The organism is Methyloversatilis sp. S146-33, assembly GCF_059552495.1.
The window spans coordinates 60,524-81,654 of the sequence record NZ_JCANOT010000025.1 but is presented as its reverse complement, the minus strand read 5'-3'; the positions used below and the strand labels follow the sequence as shown (position 1 = coordinate 81,654).

Here is a 21,131-nt window from a genome sequence, read left to right as displayed (position 1 = left end):
CTCTGACGACCTGGCCCGCGTCAATACGCCGGCGCCCGCCATGCCCCGCCTGCTGCTCGCGCCGATGGAAGGTCTGCTCGACGCGCGCCTGCGTGCCGTCGTGACGCGGGCGGCGCACTACGACTGGTGCGTGACCGAATTCGTGCGCGTCACCGACAGCGTGCTGCCGCCGCGCAGTTACCAGCGGGTGGCGCCCGAACTGAAAACCGGCTCGCGCACCGCCAGCGGGGTGCCGGTGCGCGTGCAGTTGCTCGGTTCGGATCCGGCGCGGCTGGCCGACAACGCTGACCAGTTGGCGCGGCTGAATCCGGCCGGCATCGACCTCAACTTCGGCTGTCCGGCGCCGACCGTGAATCGCCACCGCGGCGGCGCGGTGCTGCTGGACGAGCCCGAACTGCTGCACGACATTGTCAGCGCGGTCGGTCGAGCCGTGGCCGGGCGTGTGCCCTTCACCGCGAAGATGCGCCTGGGCGTGCGCGACACCTCGCGCGCGATCGAGGCGGCGCAGGCACTGGCCGAGGGTGGCGCGGAAATGATCGTCGTGCACGCGCGCACCAAGCTCGACGGCTACCGGCCGCCGGCGCACTGGCCGTGGATCGCCCGCATCGCCGAGGCGGTGCGCGTGCCGGTGGTCGCCAACGGCGAAATCTGGTCGGTGGATGACTACCTGCGCTGCCGCAGCGAAAGCGGGCTGGCCGACGTGATGATGGGCCGTGGCGCGGTGGCCGATCCGCTGCTGGTCGAGCGCATCCGCGCCCGGCTGCGCGGCGATGAAGCCATCGACCCGGCGCGGGACTGGCCGCGTATCGCACCGCTGCTCGGAGATTACTGGCAGCGCGTGCTCGGCCATGTCGAGGCGCGCCACGCGGCGGGGCGGCTCAAGCAGTGGTTGAACCTGCTGCGCCGCGTCTATCCGCAGGCCGAACTGCTGTACCAGGCGATGCGCCCGGTACGCGACAACGCGCGCATCGGCGAACTGCTGGCGGCGGTGCTGCCGCTTCAGGCCGGCACGTCGTCCGCCGACGTGAGCGCCTCCTCCGATGGCTGGGCCGCCGCGGCGGCCTGAACCCGCGTCAGATACTCCGACAGCACCCGCTGTTCGATACGCAGCCGCTCCTCGACCCGGCACGGAAACGCCGCCACCAGCTGCGCGCCCTTGTCGCTCGCCAGATCGATGAACACGCGCGGGCGCGCCGAGGGCAGGCGGCTCCAGTGCGCCGCTTCGAGGTCGAGCAGGCCGCGTTCGGCTTCATCGATCCACGGGGCGCACACCTCCAGCGCCGCCGCTTCGAGCAGCGCGCGCCTGTCCAGGCAGGCGACCGGGTCGCCGACGAATACGCGCAGCGTGGTCAGCATGAAGTGTTCGTGCGGCGTGACCCGCAGCGTGCTGGTGATGACGGCACTGTGCTGCAGCAGCACGCGGCTGCCGTTGATCAGGTCAGCGTCGCCGCTGGCGTCGAGCAGCGTGCTGAGGAAGCGGATGTCGGCCACTCGCCCGCGCACGCTGCCCACTTCGATGAAGTCGCCCACCTGGTAGGTGCGCGTCAGGAAAAGCACCGTACCGCCCATCGCCGAGATCAGGATGTCCTTGGATACGATGAGCGAAGCACCCGCCACAGCGGCCAGCGGCAGCGAGGACTGGTCGCCGCCCAGCGTCCAGGTCAGGCCGAGCAGCGCCAGGCAGATCAGCAGCGCGATATTGCGTATGGTCACCCAGGCCTGCTTGCGCTGCGACGGGTCTTCGAAGCGCGCGGCGGCCACGCGGCGGGCGGTGCGGGTGATCAGCACCGCCAGCGCGACGATGACCAGCGATACCAGCAGTTTGGTGAGCAGCGAGGGGTCGTACATCAGCGGAATCCGGACAGGCAGGCCCGCCATTATCGCTGCGGCAGCAGAGCCGCAGCGTGCCGCTCACATCGAGTAACGCAGCGTGAACCAGACGCCGCGCGGTGCGCCCGGCGCGATGAAGTTTGTGCTGAGCCAGTCGCCCGAGTTGTGGTTGTAGCCATCGGGACCGATGGCTCCGAGGATGGAGGGCGAGAAGGGATTGCGGCCAAGGCGGCCGGCGGTGAAGTACTCGGTATCGAACAGGTTGTTGATCAGCAGGCCGGCGGTCAGCCCTTTGCCCAGCTTGTAGCTGGTCATGAAGTTGAACACGGCATAGCCGGGGACAGAGCCCGGGTTGCGCGTCGGTTGCCGTGTCGCACTGACGGTACCGGTCGAGGTCGTATAGAGCACCGTCCGGGCAACCCCCTGCCGGTGCTCGTTGTTTTCGTTGCCACGGACGTAACTGTCTGAGTGTGCGACGACGCTGAAGCCTATGGTCCAGTCGTCGGTCAGATCGTAGCTCACGCTCGCGTTGAGATTGTGCAGCGCGACGCCGGGCATGCGGCTGCCCGGACGCACGCGGATCACCTGGCCAATGCCATTCAGGTTGAAGGCGCTGCTGTTATCTTGGTTCATCATCAGGAAGTCGTCTTCGAAGGTCGCGTCAGTCATCGAGTAGTTGATACTGAATCCGAAGCGTTCCTTGCGCCCGGAAAGACCCGTTTCGACGCCGCGCCGCCGGGTGTTGCCTATGGTGTCGAAGAAGCCCTGACCATTGCCGCGGGCGACGAAGTAGATGTCGTCCTTGAGGTCCGTCTGATAGAGCGCAACGTTCCATTGCGCGTTCTCACCCGCTGCGCCGCGCAGGCCGACCTCGTAGGACGTTGACCGGATCTGCGGGAGGAACGGGTCACCAGACAGCGTGGTGGGCAATGAGCAGGAGCGGTTCTCGAAGATGCTTTTCGGCCAGTAGTGCGCCGGATTGTTCGGGTCGCTGCCGACGAACACCGGCGTCTTGTCGAAGGCGCAGCCCAGTTCGATCACGCTGGGCGTGCGAGCGCCGCGCGACACGTTGCCATAGACGTTCAGCGTTTCGCGTGCCTGCCAGCTCATGCCGATGGACGGGTTGAACGACCGGTAGGTGAACTTTTCAGTCTCGGCCGGCTGCAGCTGTTTCGGATGCTTGATGCGCACCGGGACGTAGTTGCGCGGCGTGCTGCAGTCCTCGTCCGAGGTGCAGGTGTCGAATTCGTCCGGATTCGAACGCACGTCGCCGATCTGGAAGGCGCCGAAACCGTAGCGGGTGGCGATGACGTTCTTGCCGTCGGTATGGTTGTAGCGACCGGACGCGGTGATGTGCAGGGTATCGACCGGGCTCCAGGTTTCGCTGAAGTACAGGCTCTTTGTGGTGCTCGTGCCGCCGAAATCGTTGTTTGAAATCGGAGCGTCGGCGTCGCCGAACTGGGGGTGCGCCAGATCGGGTGCCAGGAAGGCGTGGCGGTCTGCCGTCAGGAAGCCCAGTTGTTGCGTATTGAGATAGGTGGCGCGCGCTGCGTCGATCGACGCGCCCACCATCACCTTGTGGTGATCGAGACTCCAGTTCAGCTGCATTGAACCGCCACTTACGATTTGGTCGATGCGGTTGTCGGTGATGACAGCCGTGGGCGTTCCTTCGACCCAGCCGGGCTGGCCGAGTGCAAAACCGTCGATCAGCCGCGGCCAGCGATTCGGATCGCTTTCATCGATGACGTTGTAAGGGCCGGGGAAGTCCACGGCCTGGTTCGGATCGCTGCGACAGGTGTCGTTATTTACCGGTGCAAGGTAGAGCACGAAATTCTGGTAGATGTCGCCGTTGATTTCTTCGCTGTAGAAAGCCTCACCTCCGAGGAAAAGCAGGTTCTGGCCCGGGAATCCATTGGACGCGCCAAGCGGGCCGTTGGGCGAAAACGTGTAGACGCCCACGTCGTAGGCACTTTCCAAGGCACCATCTCCATCGAAATCGATCAGTCCGCCGCTGGGTTCAGTCTTCGGTACATAGCCGCGATTGTAGAAAAACACCTCGAACGCGTTCTTGCTGGAGTCCATGTATTCCTTCAGCGCCGTCACGAAGAATTCGGGCAGCGGCAGGTTCTTCTGTGCCGCGTACTTTCCATCAAGATCGACCACGCCATTGTTGTTCAACCACTCATTGAAGATGTCGGAGGTGTAGATGTTCTCTCCCGCCGTACGGTTGATCGGTATGACGATGTAGTCCGGAACACCGTGCTGGTTCGTGCTCCGCATCAGGCAGGTGTGGCCTTCACCGGCGGCAGGCAGGCGTTTGGCAGCGCGCAGTTCGTCGTAGTCGGTGAATACGTCGGCGCCGATCTGATGACGGCGGCTGTTGCGGCGATAGGCCTGCCCGGTGACGGAAAAGCTGTCGCTGACCTGGAAGGCGCCGGACAGCTGGAACTGGGTCAGCGTGTTGGTCGTAGTGTCCGGCGAGCTGTAGATGCTGCTGCGGTCCTGCGCATACATCTCGGTGGGCAGCAGACCGTTGCCCACCAGTTCGGTGCGTACGAGCAGGGTGCTCAGGTTCAGGTCCAGCCGCTCGCCCCGCCAGCTCGCCTTGCCGAAAGCCTGGTTTACCTTGCTCGGCGAATCGGTGCGCCAGCCATCCTCGACGAAGAAGTTGCCCGCGCCGAACAGCGCGACGCTGCCATTGTTCCAGCCGCCTTCGACCTGGAGCTGGTTGCGGCCGTAGGAGCCGGACAGCAGCTCGGCGTCGAAGCCCGCGTGATTGAAGCCGTCCTTTGTTTTCACGGTGAAGGCGCCGCCCAGGGTGTTCAGTCCGAAGATCGGATTGGAGCCCGGAAAGACATCGACACCTGCGAGCGCATTCATCGGAATCATGTCCCAGTTCACGACGTCGCCGAACGGCTCGTTCACGCGTATGCCGTCGAAGAACACGGACAGCCCCTGCGGCGTGCCGATCTGCGGACCGGCGGTGAAGCCGCGGTACTGCACGTCCATCTGGAACGGATTGCCCTGATAGTCGTTCACGGTGACTGACTGCAGCTTGCGGTTGAGCAGGTCGCTCATGCTGAGCGAATGGGCCTGACGGATCTCCTCGGCGGTGATGCTCTGCACATTCCCCGGAATCTCCTCCCGCGTAAGGCCCAGCCCGGGCAGCGGGCCGATCTCGTGAAAGCGCTTGGCGCGCACCTTGATCTCTTCGAGCAGCACCGGTGCCGAATCGCTGCCCAGTGCCGGCAGCGCGTCGCTCTTCGCCGGCCTCGGTGCCGCCCGGTCGAGGAAATAGCCGCCGCGGCCGTCACCGACGACTTCCAGGCCGCTGCCCTCGAGCAGGATGCGGAAGCCTTCCGTCAGACTGTGCTGCCCTCTGAGCGGCCGGCTGTCCAGCCCCTCCGTGAGATTGGGGTCGAACGACAGCGTGATGCCGCTCTGACCGGCGAAGCGCGACAGCGCGCGCCCGAGCGGGCCGGCCGGCAGGTCGTAGCCGCGGATCTGCGTATTGGCGGCGGTCTGGGCGCGCGCGTCGGGTGCGGAATTTAGCGCGCTCACCATCAGGCCGAGTGCGACGGCCGTCCGCGTCCTTCTGTTCCGGGTCATGCTGCCTCTCCTCGATGACGCTCTCCTGCAGGACAGGTCAATCGAGCACAGCAAAAGGTGACAGCCCGGACGAAATCTCTCAGCCTGCCGCTTGGATGAGACCCCAATAGCGGGTGCGCCAGACGATGCGCAGCGGACGCGTGCGCTGCAGGCTGTCGAGGATGCGGTCGGGGTCGTCGAGCTGGAAGGCGCCGGAAATCGCCATGTCGGCGACGGCCGGATCGCAGCGCAGCACCCCGCTGCGGTAACGCGACAAGAGATCGATGAATTGCCGCAGCGGCATGTGGTCGGCGTACAGCGTGCCCTCCAGCCAGGCGAGGGCGTTGTCGTCCAGCGGTCGCGGTGGCGACGCCCTGTCGTGCCCGAAGAAGGTCTCGCTGCCGCCCTCGATGATCAGTGCGTGGCCCGGCGCATCCGCCGGCCGGACCTCGACGGCACCCTCGCTGACGCCGAGATAGGTGGTCTGCGCGTCCCGTCGCACCGTAAAACGCGTGCCCAATGCGCGCATCCGCCCATGTTCGACGTCGACGACGAGGGGGCGGTGGCTGCTGTCCGCGGCGGTTTCGACATGGATCTCTCCTCTCTGCAGCAGGAGGCGTCTTTCCTGTGTGTCGAAACGGACGTCGACCGCGCTGTCGGTGTTCAGATGCAGGGTGCTGCCGTCCGCCAGTGCGACTGTGCGGCGTTCTCCGACGGCGGTGCGGTGGTCTGCCAGCCACCCGTCCCACGGCAGGAACTGCCAGGACAGCGTGGCCACCGACCCGGATGCGAGAGCGACCGAGAGCGCTTTCAGCGCCACGCGGCGGTCGTCACCGAGCACATGCATGCCGAGCTTCGGTGGGATGCCGCTCAATGCGCGCTGGAGTTTTTCGGCACGCTGCCAAGCCGCCGCGTGCAGGGCGCTGCGCGCACGCCAACTGTCCAGGGCCTGCTGCTCTTCGGGGCTCAGCGGACCTTCCTGCATGCGCAGCAGCCACTCGGCGGCTTCGCGCAGCACCGCGCCATCCGGCCGCTCGATTGGAGTAGGGTAGGGCGCCATCGCATCAATCGATGTGTTCGAGGCAGTGGATCATCGCCTCGGCCATGTAGCGCTTGATGGTGCGTTCGCTGCTGCCGAAGCGGGCGGCGATGTCGGCATAGGTCAGGCCCTCGAGTTGCGACAGCAGGAAGGCCTCGCGTACGCGGCCGGGTAGACGCGTCAGCAGGTCGTCGATCTGCTGCAGCGTCTGCAGCAGCACAGTCCGTTCCTCAGGGCTGATGGCAAAGTCTTCAGGCAAGTGAGCCAGCGCTTCGACATAGGCCTTCTCGAGCGACTGACGGCGCCGGAGGTTGATGAGGATGCGACGGGCAATGGTGGCCAGGTAGGCGCGCGGCTCGACGATGCGCTCCAGCGGATGTGACGGCGTAGTTGTCCATACGCTGACGAAGGTGTCCTGGGCGAGGTCGGCGGCATCGATGCGCGAGTTCATGCGACGCGCCAGCCAGCCTATCAGCCAGGGCTGGTGATCCAGATAGAAGGACGTGAACCCGGTGTCGTCGGCAGTCTTCTGCATGGCAAGGCGGGGGGGCAGTGTCGGAAAGCGCCTGACGAATCCGGTCTCACCGTGCCGTCAGGCAGTCGCTGGCGGCCAAATGTCCCGGTTGTGGGCCTGGGCGAAAAGGGACATCTTCCCGACCCTATGCCCGACCACGCCAGCCCGGCTGCGCGCCGGGCGATCCGCCCATGGTCTGCCTATTGCCGTCGACCGAGGTGATCGACCATGTTGATGATGGTGCGCATCTGCGGCGCTTCACGCGTTGCGTAGCCGTACAGATCGCCCGGCGTGGTGTAGCCCCACCAGTCCCAGCAACCCATCGGGTTGCCGACGCTGTCCCACAGGCCGCGCTCGAACGGTTCGATGGCGCCGACCCGCGGGAACAGCAGCACCAGCTTCAACGGACCGGCCCAGCGGACGTAACCGGCGCCCTCGGTAAAGGCGCGGTAGGTGGTGTCACTCATGCCTTGCTTGCAGCCGTGCAGTGCGACGTGGATCTGGCAGCTTTCGCTGCCGCAGCGCTGGGGCACATAGACGCGTGCGTCCTCCGCGAGGCCCAGCGCGCGACGCCGGGTCTGCGCATCGCCCGGGCCGGCCGGCACGAAGTCGGCCTGCTTGAGCACGTACCAGCGGCCGTTACCGGCATTCGGCCGCGCGTCTGGCCGACGGCGCAGATGACGTAGCAGTTCGCCGGCAGCATCGAAGTCGCAGCCGCTGACGTAGTCCTCGTCGCGGGCGTCGCAACTGCCCTGGGCCGGGTCGCTGGTCGGCATGGTGTGCGGCGTCGAGCGCGGCTCGCCCCGTTTTGGCGCGGCATCGAAGGCGCGGAAGTAGGTGTGCTGGGCGGCTGACGCCTTGGCGCCGACGACGCGATCGTCCTGCCCGCGGTACTCCCATATCTGCTGCGAGGCGATGCCGTCGACCGGATCGATCCGCCGCTGTTGCGCCAGCTTGCGCGTATCGCTCACCAGATCATCCACGTCGATGTCGCGTTCGCCGGAACTGAACAGTGACAGTCCGAACAAGGGGCCGAACAGCTCGCGCAGCCGGTCGCGGCCGAGCACCAGGCAGTCATTGGTGGCACGCGTCACGAAGCCCTGGGCGCACAGATAGGGCGGCCCCGACACGATGCCGATGCCGCGTACCCGCGACGAATGCGCAACGCCCAGCTGGACCGCCATGGCGGCGCCGGACGACAGGCCGGACACGGTGAAGTCGGTACGTTCGATCCGGTCGAGCACCGGCGGCGCCTCGGCCATCGCAGTGCGGATGGGGAATGCGGCAAGGAGCAGAGCGACGAAAACGGCGTGGAGAGGACCGTGCAGTCGCATGAGGGTCGTCCGGGAATGTCGATGACGATTCAGTATGCGGACACACATGTTGCAATGCAACAGCGCGGCCGCGGCTGCAGAAACAAGTCAGGACGAACGGTAACGGCGATACTGTCCGCGGCCGGCGCGCTTGGCGTCGTACATCGCCTCGTCGGCACAGTCCATCAAGGCGGCCGAGTTGTCGGCGTCGTCCGGATAGAGCGCGATGCCGATGCTGGCGCCGATGTGCAGCGTGTGGCCGCTCACCTCGAAGGCGCTGCCGAGCGCACCGACGATGCGTGCCGCAAGCTGGGCGCAGGGCTGCGGCTCGTTGTCCAGCAGCGGCATCAGCACGACGAATTCGTCGCCGCCCAGTCGCGCAACAGTGTCCTCGCCGCGCAATTCGCGCTGCAGCCGATCGGCCACCTCCTTCAGCAGCAGATCGCCGACGGCGTGCCCGTGTTCGTCATTTACCTCCTTGAAGCGATCCAGATCGACGAACAGGAGACCGACGCGCGCCATGCGCCGCTGCGCCTGCTTGAGTGCCTGCGCCAGACGTTCGAGCAGCAGCGCGCGGTTGGGCAGGCCGGTCAGCGCGTCATGACTGGCACGACGCATCAATGCTTCGTCGGCCAGGCGTTTCTCGGTGACATCGACGAAGAAGCCGGCCAGACAGCGGCGGTCATCGATATCGATCAGGTTGTGCGTGATGTCGGCATGGAAGAGCACGCCGTCCTTGCGGCGCATCAGCGCGCCTTCGAGACGACCGCTCTCGATGCCGGCACAGCGCGCGAACTGCTCCACGTTGGCGGGATACAGTTCCGGAGGCTGCAGATCGCGCCACTCAAGCGTGCGCATCTCGTCTCTTGAGTAGCCCAGCATGGCGCACAGCGCGGGATTGGCGTCGACACAGCGACGGGTTGCCACGTCGACGATCAGGATGCCCTCGGCCGAGGTGGCGAACAGGATTTCCGAGCGACGCAGCGACTCGCGCAGCCGACGGGCGGCCTCCGCGGCACGCAGCACGAAACGGATGCGATGCGGCAGCAGGGTCCAGCTGATCGGCTTTGTCAGGAAGTCGCTCGCGCCGACGGCGAAGGCGCGTTGCACCGATGCGGCATCGTCGCTCGCCGTCATGATGATGATGGGGCAGGTATCTTCGCCGCCCAGTTCGCGCATGCGGGCGCAGGTTTCGTAGCCGTCGGCACCCGGCATGTGCACGTCCAGCAGCGCCAGATCGGGCGGCGCCTCGCGGAATGCCTCGATCGCGGCGAGGCCGTCTGCCACGGCGTGCATCCTCATGCCGCGTGTGGACAGCACCTTGTTCACCATCAGCGGGATGATGGGATCGTCGTCGGCCACAAGGATGACCGGCGACGCGTCGTCCGTCCTCTCGAGGTCAATGTCGGGGTTGTGTTGCTCGCCGTGCATTCCGGGCGCTCTCCGCATATCGGTTCCAAGGTCTGGAGGAAGCCCGCATACTCACCGGGCTGCACGCACGGGCGGCGCATGGCCGGCGGGCTTCATCGCCGGCGGCATAATCCGCTCCAGGGTGGATATTCGGCCGGAAGACCGGGCGGCGCAACCGTGCGAGCGCTCCGGATGATGCGAAGTGCACATCGGAAGAGCTTCCGGGCGGCGGTCCCGGACAGGTGCCGCAAGCAAGAGACGTCCGACTGCGGCCGCGGAGACGAACCCTGTCAGCGCGTCCCGATCACGGTGCGATCGGACAGGAAAAAGGGCCCGGAACGAGATCCGAGCCCTGATATGGTGGTGGAGGCGGCGGGAATCGAACCCGCGTCCGCAAGCCCTACACAGACAGTTCTACATACTTAGCCTGGCCATTTGATCTAACCCGTCACCCGCCGACCCGGCAGGCTGATGAAAGGCGATCCGCTTGATTTTCGTGATGCACCACGCGGCGGAGTGCATCCTTACTTTAGCTGTTAATGGCGCTGCGACCGGTTGCCCGGCCCGACCCGCTAATCAGTCGGTGCAGCGTCCGGCCTTAAGCGGCCAGAGCGTAAGATTCGTCGTTGGCGACTATCTAATTTTCGGTTGGATTTACGAGGTACTCCGACCCTCGGTATGCCCTGCGCTGCTTCGCGACCCACGTCGAGACCAGGTCGCCCCCAGTGAGCGATAGATGGTACCACCTCGATCGATTACAAGAGGGGCAGAAGTTCGAGCGGGTGATGGATGGTGTGGTCGGCGCCCCACTCGCTGTGGTGGCGGGCGCAGCCCAGATAGCCGAAGGCTGCGGTCACCGAGCGCATGCCGGCAGCGCGCGCCGCCTGGATGTCGCGTTCGTCGTCGCCGACGTAGATGCAGTCTCCGACCTCGACGCCCAGTTCGCTCGCCGCCAGGCGCAAACCTGCCGGATCGGGTTTGGGCACCGGCACGCTGTCGCCGCTGACAATGCTCGCGGCACGCTCGTGCAGGCCAAGTTCGCGCATAAGGGGCACGGTGAAGCGAGCCGCCTTGTTGGTGACCACACCCCAAGGGATGGCCGCCTGCTCTAACCGGGTCAGAACTTCGCCCATGCCGTCGAACAGCCGGGTATGGACGCAGATCGCGGACGCGTAGAGCGTCAGGAATCGGTCCGCCAGTTCTGCGTAGCCAGCATCGTCCGGTGTCACGCCAAAACCTGCGCCGATCAGGCCGCGGGCACCCGCCGAGGTATGCGGGCGCAGGGTGTCGGCAGGAAGCTCGGGCAGACCGCGTTCAATGCGCAGGCGGTTGAGTGCGCCGCCGAGATCGGGCGCGGTGTCGGCCAGCGTGCCGTCCAGATCGAACAGCACGCCGCGTGTGCGCGGCTCATTCATCGCGTACACACCGCATCAGGTAATTGACCGCAGTGTCCTTGCCGAGCGAGTAGACCTTGGTGAACGGGTTGTAGCTCATGCCCATCAGTTCAGCTTCGCGCAGGCCGGCGTCGCGCGCGTCGCGCGCCAGTTCCGACGGCTTGATCATCTTTTCGTATTCATGGGTGCCGCGCGGCAGCAGGCGCAGCACGTACTCGGCGCCGATCACCGCGAACAGCCACGATTTGGGATTGCGGTTCAGCGTCGAGAAGAACACCGTGCCGCCGGGCCGTACCAGAGTCGCGCAGGCGCGCACGATACTGGCAGGATCGGGCACGTGCTCGAGCATTTCCATGCAGGTCACCACGTCGTACTGAGCGGCGCGCGCCCGGGCGTGGTCCTCGGCCGATTCGAGCAGGTACTCGACGCGGTTCCCGCTTTCCAGCAGGTGCAGGCGCGCGACCGACAGTGCCTTCTCGCCGAGGTCGATACCGGTCACGCTGGCGCCGCGCACCGCCATGCTCTCGGCGAGGATGCCGCCACCGCAGCCGACGTCAAGCACGCGCTTGCCGGTGAGGCCGACGCAGCGGTCTATCCAGTCCAGACGCAATGGATTGATGTCGTGCAGCGGCTTGAACTCGGACTCCGGATCCCACCAGCGGTGGGCGAGCTCCGAAAATTTCTCCAGTTCGAGCGGGTCGGCGTTCTGATGTGTCGTCATGAGCGAAAGGACAGTCTGGCGTGCGCGAGGTTTCACGACCGGGGTAACGATAGTAATGCCGCAATCCGGTTGGCGACGGGCGAAAAAAAGCCCTGCACGAATGCAGGGCTTTTGACGAGATCGGGAACCCGATTACTTCTGGGTACCGATGATCTCGATTTCAACGCGACGATCCGGCTGCAGGCAGTCCACCAGCTTCTTGTTGCTGCGGTGTTCCTTGCCCATCTTCATGCAGCTGTCGCCGGTCACCGGCTGGGCTTCACCCTTGCCTTCGGTGTAGACGCGGTTGGCTTCAACGCCCTTGCTCACCAGGTAGTCCTTGACGGCGGCAGCGCGCTTTTCCGACAGGGTCTGGTTGTACTTGTCCTTGCCGATGCGGTCGGCGTGGCCAACGGCGATGATGACTTCCAGGTCGATCGAGCTCAGCTTGCTGACTGCGTCGTCGATCTTGGACTTGCCTTCCGGACGCAGCGTGGCCTTGTCGAAATCGAACAGGGCGTCAGCCGACAGGGTGACCTTCTGCGCAGCGGGCTTCGGAGCCGGAGCGGGGGCCGGAGCCGGCTCGGCAGCCTTCGGCGCCGGGGCGGCGGCAGGAGCCGGCTTCTCGCAGACGTCCTTCGGCAGCAGATCCTTGTCGCAGGCGCAACCGACTTCCGGGATCGAGGCAGCGTAGGCCGGCGTCCAGTAACCGGTTCTCCAGCACAGGCCGTCGGCGCTGCGGGCGACGACGCCACGGGCGTCGATCACATAGGGAATGTGGGCCTTCATTGCCGGGTCGACCTTGATGTCTTCCATGGCCGACACGTTGGAGGCGAAACCGGCCGTGGCGGCCAGCAGGGCGATGAGCAGCGGTTTTTGCGTCAGTTGTTTGAGCATGATCCCCTCTTATAAAACTTGAAGCGGTTGTCAACCGGCCTGCCCGCCTGTCTTGGACCTGACAGGCAAAACTGGCGGCAAACCCACGTAAGACTGTGGTATTGCCGGGCAGCGATGCATAAAAACAAGGCCGCAAGCCGTTATAGAGCCACCTGATTTTGCCACAGGCGCGCACGTGCCTTCAAATCGTTGTTGTGCAGGTGCAACAAGCTTCCATTCTCCACGCGCGCTTCTCCTGCGACCCATACATCGGTCACGTGTTCCCGGCCCGCAGCATAGACAAGATGCGAAACGGGTGAGTAGCACGGGCGTGTCGTCGCGTCGTCGAGACTGACTGCGCACAGGTCAGCACTCTTGCCGGGGCGGATGGAACCTGTTTCAGCATCGATGCCCAGCGCGCGGGCGCCACCTAGTGTTGCCATGTGCAACAGGTGTCCGGCTGCAAGGGCGGCCGCGTCGCCAGAGGTGAGCTTTGCCAGCAGTCCGGCGTGCCGCATCTCCTGGAACATGTCCAGCCGGTTGTTGCTGGCGGCACCGTCGGTGCCCAGCCCGACATTGACGCCGGCCGCAGCCAGCGCGGCGGTCGGGCTTGCGCCGCTGGCCAGCTTCATGTTCGACGTCGGACAGTGCGCCACGCTGGCGCCTTCGCGGGCAAGCAGGGCGATGTCGTCGTCGGTCAGGTGCACCGAATGAACGGCGATCAGGTTGGGGCCGAGGAGGCCAAGCCGGCGCAGTCGCTCGAGCGGGCGCACGCCATGTTGCGCGATACCCTGTTCGATCTCGTCAGCGGTTTCGTGGATGTGCATGTGGACTGGCAGATCCAGTTGCTCGGCCAGTGTGCGGACGCGTTCGAAAGTGGCGTCTGAAACGGTGTAGGGCGCGTGCGGCGCCAGCGTGAAGTGCAGTAAAGGTTCGTGCTTGAAGCGATCGCGCACGGCAAGACCCTTGCTGAGATACTGGTCGGCATCGGCCGCCCAGGCACTCGGGAATTCCAGTACGACGATGCCCAGCGCCGCGCGCATGCCCGCCTCCAGCGCCGCTTCGGCCGCTGCATCAGGGAAGAAGTACATGTCGCTGAAGGTGGTAACGCCACCGCGGAGCATTTCGGCGCAGGCGAGCAGGGTGCCGTCGCGCACGAAGTCGTGGCTCACGTGCTTCTGTTCGGCCGGCCAGATATGTTCGGTCAGCCAGCGCATCAGTGGCTGGTCATCGGCGTAGCCACGCAGCAGGTTCATCGCGGCGTGAGCGTGCAGGTTGATGAGTCCGGGGGTGAGCACATGTTCGCCCAAGGTGCGCAGCGTGCGCGGCCGGTAGCGGCGGCGCGCCTCGTCCGACGGCAGCAGGTCGGCGATACGCCCGTCCTGCACCGCAACGGCGTGATGTTCGAGGACGACGCCGGCCGGCTCGACCGGGATGACCCAGCGGGCTTCGATCAGCAGGTCGATGTCGGTCTGGGCTTCGTGGCTCTGCATGGCAGACGGATTCGGCTCTCTGGATTCAGGTGGCGCAGTGTAGTCCGGCGGCTGCCCGCTGAGGGCCCCGAGGTCGATGCAAGCGCATGTTAAACTTGCGGTTTGGCTGAACAAACCGGCGGTTTCCAACGCGCCGGGTTCATTTCAACAGACAGCCGACGTCCGCCCGATCCCCCGATGACCACATCTTTTGCCAAGGAAACACTGCCCATTTCGCTCGAAGACGAAATGCGGCACTCCTATCTCGATTACGCGATGAGCGTGATCGTCGGCCGCGCGCTGCCCGATGTGCGCGACGGCCTGAAACCTGTGCATCGACGCGTGCTGTTCGCGATGCACGAAGCGAACATCACGCACAGCCGTCCTTATGTGAAGTGCGCGCGTGTGGTCGGTGACGTGATGGGTAAGTATCACCCGCACGGCGATTCGGCGATTTACGACACGCTGGTCCGGATGGCGCAGGACTTCTCGCTGCGCTACACGCTGATCGACGGTCAGGGCAATTTCGGTTCGGTCGACGGCGACAACGCGGCGGCGATGCGTTACACCGAGTGCCGTCTGGACAAGATCGCGGCCGAACTGCTGGCCGACATCGACAAGGAAACGGTCGATTTCGGGCCGAACTACGACGGCAAGGAGCAGGAGCCGCTGGTCCTGCCCAGCCGCATCCCCAATCTGCTGATCAACGGCAGCGCCGGCATCGCGGTCGGCATGGCGACCAACATCCCGCCGCACAACCTCGGTGAAGTACTCGACGCCTGCCAGTTGCTGCTGAAAGAGCCGGAAACGACGATCGAGCAGCTGATCGACATCGTGCAGGCGCCCGATTTCCCGACCAGTGGCCTGATCTACGGGCTTTCGGGCGTACGCGAGGGCTATCTGACCGGTCGCGGCCGCGTCGTGATGCGCGCGCGCACCCATTTCGAGGACATCGACCGCGGCAACCGTCAGGCCATCATCGTCGACGAACTGCCGTATCAGGTGAACAAGAAGACCCTGCTTGAGCGCATCGCCGAGCTGGTGAATGAGAAGAAGGTCGAAGGCATCTCCGACATCCGTGACGAGTCGGACAAGTCCGGCATGCGCGTGGTGATCGAGCTGAAGCGCGGCGAAGTGCCGGAAGTCATCCTGAACAACCTGTACAAGCTGACCCAGCTGCAGGACACCTTCGGCATGAATATGGTGGCGCTGGTCGATGGCCGCCCGCGTCTGCTGAACCTGCGCGACATGCTGGACTGCTTCCTGTCGCATCGGCGCGAGGTGATCACCCGCCGCACCGTGTTCGAACTGCGCAAGGCGCGCGAGCGGGGCCACGTGCTGGAAGGCCTGGGCGTTGCGCTGTCCAACATCGACGAAATCATCGCGCTGATCAAGGCATCGGCTTCGCGTGCGGAAGCGCAGGTGGCGCTGATGGACCGCGCCTGGAAGTCGCCGCTGGTCGACGAAATGCTGGCCCGCGCCGGCGCCGAAGCTTTCCGCCCGGATGGGCTGGACGCCGCATTCGGCTCCTTCGCCGACGGCTATCGCATGTCGGACGCGCAGGCCAAGGCCATTCTTGACATGCAGCTGGCCCGCCTGACCGGGCTGGAGCAGGAAAAGATCATGTCGGAGTACAAGGAGGTGATCGAGCAGATCATCGACCTGCTCGACATCCTGGCCCGCCCGGAGCGGATCAACTGGATCATTTCCGACGAAATGCGCCAGATCCGCGAACAGTTCGCCGACGGCCGCAAGTCGGAAATCATCGTGCACACGCAGGATCTCGGCATCGAGGACCTGATCGCGCAGCAGGACATGGTGGTCACGCTGTCGCACGGCGGCTACTTCAAGCGCCAGCCGCTGGCCGATTACCGCTCGCAGAAGCGCGGTGGGCGCGGCAAGCAGGCGGCGGCGGTGAAGGAAGACGACTTTGTCGACCAGCTCTTCGTCGCCAATACGCACGACTACATCCTGTGTTTCTCGAACCGCGGCCGTGTGTATTGGCTCAAGGTCTATGAGGTGCCGGAGGGCTCGCGCAATTCGCGCGGAAAGCCCATCGTGAACCTGTTCCCCCTGTTCGATGGCGAAAAGATCACCGCGGTGCTTCCGGTCAAGGAGTTCGACGAGGATCACTACATATTCATGGCCACCGGTCGAGGTACCGTGAAGAAGACGCCGCTGGCCGACTTCGGCAACCCGCGCAAGGCCGGCATCATCGCTGTCGATCTCGACGAGGGCGACGCGCTGATCGGCGTGGCCATAACCGACGGTTCGGACGACATCATGCTGTTCTCCGACGCTGGCAAGGCGGTGCGCTTCGCTGAAGCCGACGTGCGCCCGATGGGCCGAACCGCGCGTGGTGTGCGCGGCATGATGCTGGAGGACGGCCAGAGCGTGATCTGCATGCTGGTGTCGAAGAACGACGAGCTGAGTGTGCTGACCGCGACCGAGAACGGCTATGGCAAGCGCACCCGCGTCACCGAATACCCGAAGCACGGCCGCGGCACCAAGGGTGTCATCGCGATCCAGACCAGCGAGCGCAACGGCGGCGTGGTCGGCGCGGTGCTGGTCGAGCCGACCGACGAAATCATGTTGATCTCGACCGGTGGCGTGCTCATCCGCACCAGGGTGGTGGATATCCGCGAAATGGGGCGCTCGACCCAGGGCGTCACGCTGATCAACCTCGATGACGGCACGCTGCTGGCCGGTCTGGAAAAGGTGATCGAGAGCGACAGCGAGCAGGACGCCGAAGTGGACGCCGACATCGATACCGACGCGGACGCCGCAGCCGGCGAGGGCGAGGAATAGGAAGGGCGATGCGTGCGCGCGCGTACAACTTCGGCGCCGGTCCGGCCATGATGCCGGACGCGGTGATCGAACGTATCGCGCGCGAGTGGCAGAACTTCCGCGGCGAAGGCTATTCGGCGATGGAGCTCGGGCATCGCAGCGAGCACTTTGCCGAGATCCACGCCCGCGCCAAGGCCGACCTGCGCGAACTGTTGGGGGTGCCCGCGTCGCACCACATTCTGTTCCTGCACGGCGGTGCCACGCCGCATTTCGCGATGGTGCCGCTGAACCTTGCCCAACCGGGGCAGAGTGCGGATTACATCCACACCGGCTACTGGTCGGACAAGGCGATGGCCGAGGCGAGCTCGCTGGTGAATGTGCGCATCGCAGCGAGTGCCGCGGCCAGCGAATTCGACCGCGTGCCCGAGCGCGCCGGCTGGCAGCTCGACCCGGCCGCGGCCTATGTGCACATCTGCGCCAACGAAACGATCGGCGGCGTCGAGTTCGCCGACTATCCGGACACCGGAGACGTACCGCTGGTGGCCGACATGTCGTCCAACATTCTGTCGCAGCCGCTGGATGTCGCGCGTTTCGGCCTGATCTATGCCGGTGCGCAGAAGAACATCGGTCCGGCCGGCCTGGCCATCGTCATCATCCGTGACGACCTGCTTGGCCGCGTGCGCAGCGGCGTGCCGTCGGTGATGAATTACGCGCGGCACGTCGAATGGGATTCGATGTACAACACACCTGCAGCCTTCGCCATCTGGGTGGCGGGGCTGGTGTTCGAGTATGTGAAGAAGGAGGGCGGTGTCGCCGAGATGGCGCGCCGCAGCGCGGCCAAGGCCCGATGCATCTACGACGTGCTGAACGCCTCCCGGCTGTACACGAACCGTATCCAGCCCGCCTCGCGCTCGCGCATGAACGTGCCCTTCTTCCTGCGCGAGCCAAGGCTGGAGACACGCTTTCTCGACGGTGCGCGCCGGCGCGGCCTGCTGAACCTGAAAGGTCATCGCGCGACCGGCGGCATACGCGCGTCGCTCTACAACGCGATGCCGCTGGACGGCGCGCGCGAGCTGGCCGAATACATGACTGAATTTGAACGCAGACACGGTTGAATGATGGCCTCCGATCCGAGCTCGAACGACGAATTACTGAAACTGCGCGACGCCATCGATGCGATCGATACCCAGGTGCTGCAGCTCATTTCCGAGCGCGCACGGCACGCGCACCGCATCGGCGAAATCAAGCACGGCAACATCTACCGCCCGGAGCGCGAAGCGCAGGTGCTGCGCCGGCTGGCAGACGACAATCCGGGCCCGCTGCCGCCGCAGGCGGTGAAGACGGTGTTCCGCGAAATCATGTCGGTCTGTCTGGCGCTGGAACAGCCGCTGACGGTCGCCTTTCTCGGACCGGTCGGCACCTTCTCGGAGAGCGCGGCGCGTCGCCATTTCGGTTCCGCCCCGACCTTCCTGCCGCACGCCACGATCGACGATGTGTTCCGTGCTGTCGAGTCGGGCAACGCGTCCTACGGCGTCGTGCCGGTCGAGAATTCGACCGAGGGCGCGGTCGGTCGCACGCTGGACATGCTGCTCAGCACGACACAGATGGTGTGCGGCGAGGTGATGCTGCGTGTCGAGCAGAACCTGATGACGCGCGATACCTCTCTGAAGGACATCCGCTGCGTCTACTCGCACGCGCAGTCGCTGGCGCAGTGCCACGAGTGGCTGAATCGCAATCTGCCCGGCGTGCCGGTCATCGCCGTGGCCAGCAATGCCGAGGCGGCGATCCGTGCGTCGGAGGAAGAACGCGCTGCGGCGATTGCCGGCGAGGCGGCCGCGGCCGCCTACGGCCTGAAGATACTTGCGGCGAACATCGAGGACGATCCGGCCAATACGACGCGCTTCCTGGTGATCGGCGAGCACGATGCCGGCCCGTCGGGCCGCGACAAGACTTCGATGATCTTCACCGTGCAGAACAAGTCGGGCGCTGTCGTGCGTCTGCTTCAACCGCTGGCCGAGCAGGGCGTCAGCATGACCAAGCTGCAGTCGCGCCCGGTGCGCGGTTTCGGTAATGGTGGCTGGCAGTATGTCTTCTATGTCGATATCGAAGGTCACCAGAGCGAACCTGCGGTGAGCGAAGCACTCTCACGCATCCGTGCCGAGGCCGGGTCGTTGAAGGTGCTCGGTTCCTATCCCGTTTCCGTGAGCAGTTCATGAGCGTTTTCGACCGCGCTTCGGCGCACATCCGTTCGATTTCCCCTTACCAGCCGGGCAAGCCGATTTCGGAACTGGCCCGCGAAATGGGGCTGGACGAGGCGGGCATCGTCAAGCTGGCGTCCAACGAGAATCCGCTGGGCATGAGCGATAAGGCAAGGGCCGCTGCGCTGGCGGCGATTGCCGACGTGCCGCGCTATCCGGACGGCAACGGCTTCGACTTGAAGCAGGCGGTTTCGCGGCATCACGATGTCGCGATGAACCAGATCGTGCTCGGCAACGGCTCGAACGACATTCTCGAAATGGTTGCCCGCGCGCTGCTCGGTCCCGGCAGCAGCGCCGTCTATTCGAAACACGCCTTCGCTGTCTATCCGCTGGCGACGCTGGCGGCGGGCGCCACCGGCATCGAAGTGCCGGCGCTCGACTATGGCTGCGATCTCGACGCGATGCGCGCGGCCATCCGCGACGACACGCGCGTCGTGTTCATCGCCAACCCGAACAATCCGACCGGTACCTTCATCGAGGCCGGTGCGCTGGAACGTTTCGTCGCCGCCGTGCCGCGCGACGTGCTGGTGGTGCTGGACGAGGCCTACAGCGAGTATCTGCCGTCGCATCTGGCCTACGACAGCGCGCGCTGGATCGAGCGCTACCCGAACCTGCTGGTGTCGCGCACCTTCTCCAAGGCCTATGGTCTGGCCGGTCTGCGCGTCGGCTACGGCATCGGCCAGCCGGACGTGATCGACCTGCTCAATCGGGTGCGTCAGCCGTTCAACGTCACCAACGTCGGTCTGGCGGCAGCCGTCGCCGCATTGGCGGACCAGGACTTCGTGCGCCGCTCGGCCGAACTGAACGCGGCCGGCTTGAAGCAGATGGAAGCCTTCTTCGACGCGGCCGGCATCGGCTACATCCGCTCCTACGGTAACTTCATCGCTTTCCGCGCCGGTGATGGTGCAGCCGTCAACCGCCGGCTGCTGGAGCAGGGCGTCATCGTGCGGCCGATTGCCGGCTACGCGATGCCCGAGTGGCTGCGGGTGTCGATCGGACTGGAAACCGAGAACGCGCGCTTCATCGATGCGCTGAAAAAGGCGCTGGCGTGAGTGACGTACTGATCGGACGTCTGGTCGTTGTCGGCGTCGGCCTGATCGGCGGCTCCTTTGCCGCCGCGCTGCGCCGGGCCGGCCAGGTCGGTGAAATCGTCGGTGTTGGCCGCAGTGCGGACAGCAAGCGTGAAGCGCTCGAACTCGGGCTGATCGATCGCGCCGAATCCGACTGGGCCGCTGCGCTCGCGGGCGCCGATCTGGTGCTGCTGGCGATGCCGGTCGGCCAGATGGAGGCGGTCATGTCGGCGATGCTGCCTCACCTCCCGGCGCACACGGTGGTCACCGACGCCGGAAGCACCAAGGGCGACGTCGTGGCGGCGGCCCGCCGTTGCTTCGGCGAGCGTGTGCGTCAGTTCGTACCCGGTCATCCAATCGCAGGTGCCGAGAAGAGTGGCCCGCAGGCAGCACGTGCCGATCTGTACGAGCGGCGCCGTGTCGTGCTGACGCCCCTGGCGGAGAACGGCGGCGCGGCCATCGAACTGGTGCGCCAGGCCTGGCTGGCCTGCGGTGCGCTGCTGACCGTGACGACGCCCGAGCACCATGATCGCTGGCTGGCGTCGGTCAGCCATCTGCCGCATCTGCTGTCCTTCGCGCTGGTGTCGGAACTGGCTGCGCGCCCGAACGCCGAAGAGATCTTCAATCTGGCGGGTGGTGGCTTTCGCGATTTCACACGCATCGCCGGCAGCCATCCGGAGATGTGGCGCGACATCTTTTTCGCCAACCGCGAGGCGCTGCTGACCGAACTGAGCGCTTACGAAACCGAACTTGCACGCTACCGCGCGCTGATCGAATCCGGCGATGCCGCCGGCCTCGAGTCGCTGATCGGTACCGCGCGTGAAGCACGTACCGCCTGGGCGCAACGCCAGGGCTGAACACAACACGAGGCGCATGGGCG

Annotated in this window: 16 protein-coding genes and 1 other RNA gene; 6 read left to right on the top strand and 11 right to left on the bottom strand. The window is 65.4% G+C overall.

The annotated features are described in order from the left end of the window. The first annotated feature begins 64 nt into the window (after positions 1–64). On the top strand, positions 65–1,066 hold the full coding sequence (locus AC51BJ_RS09285) for a tRNA dihydrouridine synthase (protein ID WP_496280057.1): 1,002 nt from the start codon (positions 65–67) through the stop codon (positions 1,064–1,066). On the opposite strand, the gene AC51BJ_RS09280 is transcribed toward AC51BJ_RS09285, so the two are convergent. The 11 genes from AC51BJ_RS09280 to AC51BJ_RS09230 form a co-directional block, all read right to left on the bottom strand. Then, positions 1,000–1,848: a mechanosensitive ion channel domain-containing protein gene (locus AC51BJ_RS09280; RefSeq protein ID WP_496280034.1), complete on the bottom strand. Its 849-nt coding sequence runs from the start codon at positions 1,846–1,848 to the stop codon at positions 1,000–1,002. The two genes, AC51BJ_RS09285 and AC51BJ_RS09280, sit on opposite strands and share 67 nt — an antisense overlap. 63 nt (positions 1,849–1,911) lie before the next feature. After that, positions 1,912–5,439, bottom strand: a complete 3,528-nt coding sequence (locus AC51BJ_RS09275; RefSeq protein WP_496280033.1) for a TonB-dependent receptor — start codon at positions 5,437–5,439, stop codon at positions 1,912–1,914. Between the two features lie 79 nt (positions 5,440–5,518). After that, positions 5,519–6,436, bottom strand: coding sequence for a FecR domain-containing protein (locus tag AC51BJ_RS09270; RefSeq protein ID WP_496280032.1), 918 nt, complete (start codon positions 6,434–6,436; stop codon positions 5,519–5,521). Positions 6,437–6,482: 46 nt separating this feature from the next. Then, positions 6,483–6,992 (bottom strand): sigma-70 family RNA polymerase sigma factor, encoded by a 510-nt coding sequence (locus AC51BJ_RS09265; protein ID WP_496280031.1) that lies wholly within the window; start codon positions 6,990–6,992, stop codon positions 6,483–6,485. A 179-nt stretch (positions 6,993–7,171) separates the two neighbouring features. After that, positions 7,172–8,305 (bottom strand): alpha/beta hydrolase family protein, encoded by a 1,134-nt coding sequence (locus AC51BJ_RS09260; protein WP_496280030.1) that lies wholly within the window; start codon positions 8,303–8,305, stop codon positions 7,172–7,174. A gap of 87 nt (positions 8,306–8,392) precedes the next feature. Further along, on the bottom strand, positions 8,393–9,715 hold the full coding sequence (locus AC51BJ_RS09255) for a diguanylate cyclase domain-containing protein (RefSeq protein WP_496280029.1): 1,323 nt from the start codon (positions 9,713–9,715) through the stop codon (positions 8,393–8,395). Between the two features lie 340 nt (positions 9,716–10,055). Beyond that, positions 10,056–10,418: a transfer-messenger RNA gene (gene ssrA / locus AC51BJ_RS09250) on the bottom strand. A 31-nt stretch (positions 10,419–10,449) separates the two neighbouring features. Beyond that, positions 10,450–11,109: an HAD-IA family hydrolase gene (locus AC51BJ_RS09245; protein ID WP_496280028.1), complete on the bottom strand. Its 660-nt coding sequence runs from the start codon at positions 11,107–11,109 to the stop codon at positions 10,450–10,452. After that, positions 11,102–11,809 (bottom strand): bifunctional 2-polyprenyl-6-hydroxyphenol methylase/3-demethylubiquinol 3-O-methyltransferase UbiG, encoded by a 708-nt coding sequence (gene ubiG / locus AC51BJ_RS09240; RefSeq protein ID WP_425762578.1) that lies wholly within the window; start codon positions 11,807–11,809, stop codon positions 11,102–11,104. Before ubiG ends, AC51BJ_RS09245 begins: the two co-directional genes overlap by 8 nt. Positions 11,810–11,941: 132 nt before the next feature. Next, entirely contained in the window at positions 11,942–12,685 is a 744-nt protein-coding gene (locus tag AC51BJ_RS09235; RefSeq protein ID WP_496280027.1) for an OmpA family protein, read from the bottom strand. A gap of 140 nt (positions 12,686–12,825) precedes the next feature. Further along, entirely contained in the window at positions 12,826–14,157 is a 1,332-nt protein-coding gene (locus AC51BJ_RS09230) for a TRZ/ATZ family hydrolase (protein ID WP_430435603.1), read from the bottom strand. 177 nt (positions 14,158–14,334) lie between these two features. Here AC51BJ_RS09230 and gyrA point away from each other — a divergent pair, with 177 nt between their 5' ends. From gyrA to AC51BJ_RS09205, 5 genes are read left to right on the top strand one after another with little or no spacing between them, the layout of a single operon-like run. After that, positions 14,335–16,944: a DNA gyrase subunit A gene (gene gyrA / locus AC51BJ_RS09225; RefSeq protein WP_496280026.1), complete on the top strand. Its 2,610-nt coding sequence runs from the start codon at positions 14,335–14,337 to the stop codon at positions 16,942–16,944. Between the two features lie 8 nt (positions 16,945–16,952). Continuing rightward, complete coding sequence (serC, locus tag AC51BJ_RS09220) at positions 16,953–18,038, top strand: 3-phosphoserine/phosphohydroxythreonine transaminase (protein ID WP_304006978.1); 1,086 nt, start codon at positions 16,953–16,955, stop codon at positions 18,036–18,038. Then, positions 18,039–19,139, top strand: a complete 1,101-nt coding sequence (pheA, locus tag AC51BJ_RS09215) for a prephenate dehydratase (protein ID WP_304006980.1) — start codon at positions 18,039–18,041, stop codon at positions 19,137–19,139. It abuts the gene before it with no gap. Continuing rightward, positions 19,136–20,233: a histidinol-phosphate transaminase gene (gene hisC / locus AC51BJ_RS09210; RefSeq protein WP_496280025.1), complete on the top strand. Its 1,098-nt coding sequence runs from the start codon at positions 19,136–19,138 to the stop codon at positions 20,231–20,233. Before pheA ends, hisC begins: the two co-directional genes overlap by 4 nt. Further along, positions 20,230–21,108, top strand: a complete 879-nt coding sequence (locus AC51BJ_RS09205) for a prephenate dehydrogenase (protein ID WP_496280024.1) — start codon at positions 20,230–20,232, stop codon at positions 21,106–21,108. Before hisC ends, AC51BJ_RS09205 begins: the two co-directional genes overlap by 4 nt. Positions 21,109–21,131 lie beyond the last annotated feature (23 nt).

Coding starts and splice junctions, on each gene's coding strand:
- AC51BJ_RS09285 (WP_496280057.1), top strand. CDS start 65: ATGGAAGGTCTGCTCGACGCGCGCCTGCGTGCCGTCGTGACGCGGGCG.
- AC51BJ_RS09280 (WP_496280034.1), bottom strand. CDS start 1,848: ATGTACGACCCCTCGCTGCTCACCAAACTGCTGGTATCGCTGGTCATC.
- AC51BJ_RS09275 (WP_496280033.1), bottom strand. CDS start 5,439: ATGACCCGGAACAGAAGGACGCGGACGGCCGTCGCACTCGGCCTGATG.
- AC51BJ_RS09265 (WP_496280031.1), bottom strand. CDS start 6,992: ATGCAGAAGACTGCCGACGACACCGGGTTCACGTCCTTCTATCTGGAT.
- AC51BJ_RS09260 (WP_496280030.1), bottom strand. CDS start 8,305: ATGCGACTGCACGGTCCTCTCCACGCCGTTTTCGTCGCTCTGCTCCTT.
- AC51BJ_RS09255 (WP_496280029.1), bottom strand. CDS start 9,715: ATGCACGGCGAGCAACACAACCCCGACATTGACCTCGAGAGGACGGAC.
- AC51BJ_RS09245 (WP_496280028.1), bottom strand. CDS start 11,109: ATGAATGAGCCGCGCACACGCGGCGTGCTGTTCGATCTGGACGGCACG.
- ubiG (WP_425762578.1), bottom strand. CDS start 11,809: ATGACGACACATCAGAACGCCGACCCGCTCGAACTGGAGAAATTTTCG.
- AC51BJ_RS09235 (WP_496280027.1), bottom strand. CDS start 12,685: ATGCTCAAACAACTGACGCAAAAACCGCTGCTCATCGCCCTGCTGGCC.
- AC51BJ_RS09230 (WP_430435603.1), bottom strand. CDS start 14,157: ATGCAGAGCCACGAAGCCCAGACCGACATCGACCTGCTGATCGAAGCC.
- gyrA (WP_496280026.1), top strand. CDS start 14,335: ATGACCACATCTTTTGCCAAGGAAACACTGCCCATTTCGCTCGAAGAC.
- serC (WP_304006978.1), top strand. CDS start 16,953: ATGCGTGCGCGCGCGTACAACTTCGGCGCCGGTCCGGCCATGATGCCG.
- pheA (WP_304006980.1), top strand. CDS start 18,039: ATGATGGCCTCCGATCCGAGCTCGAACGACGAATTACTGAAACTGCGC.
- hisC (WP_496280025.1), top strand. CDS start 19,136: ATGAGCGTTTTCGACCGCGCTTCGGCGCACATCCGTTCGATTTCCCCT.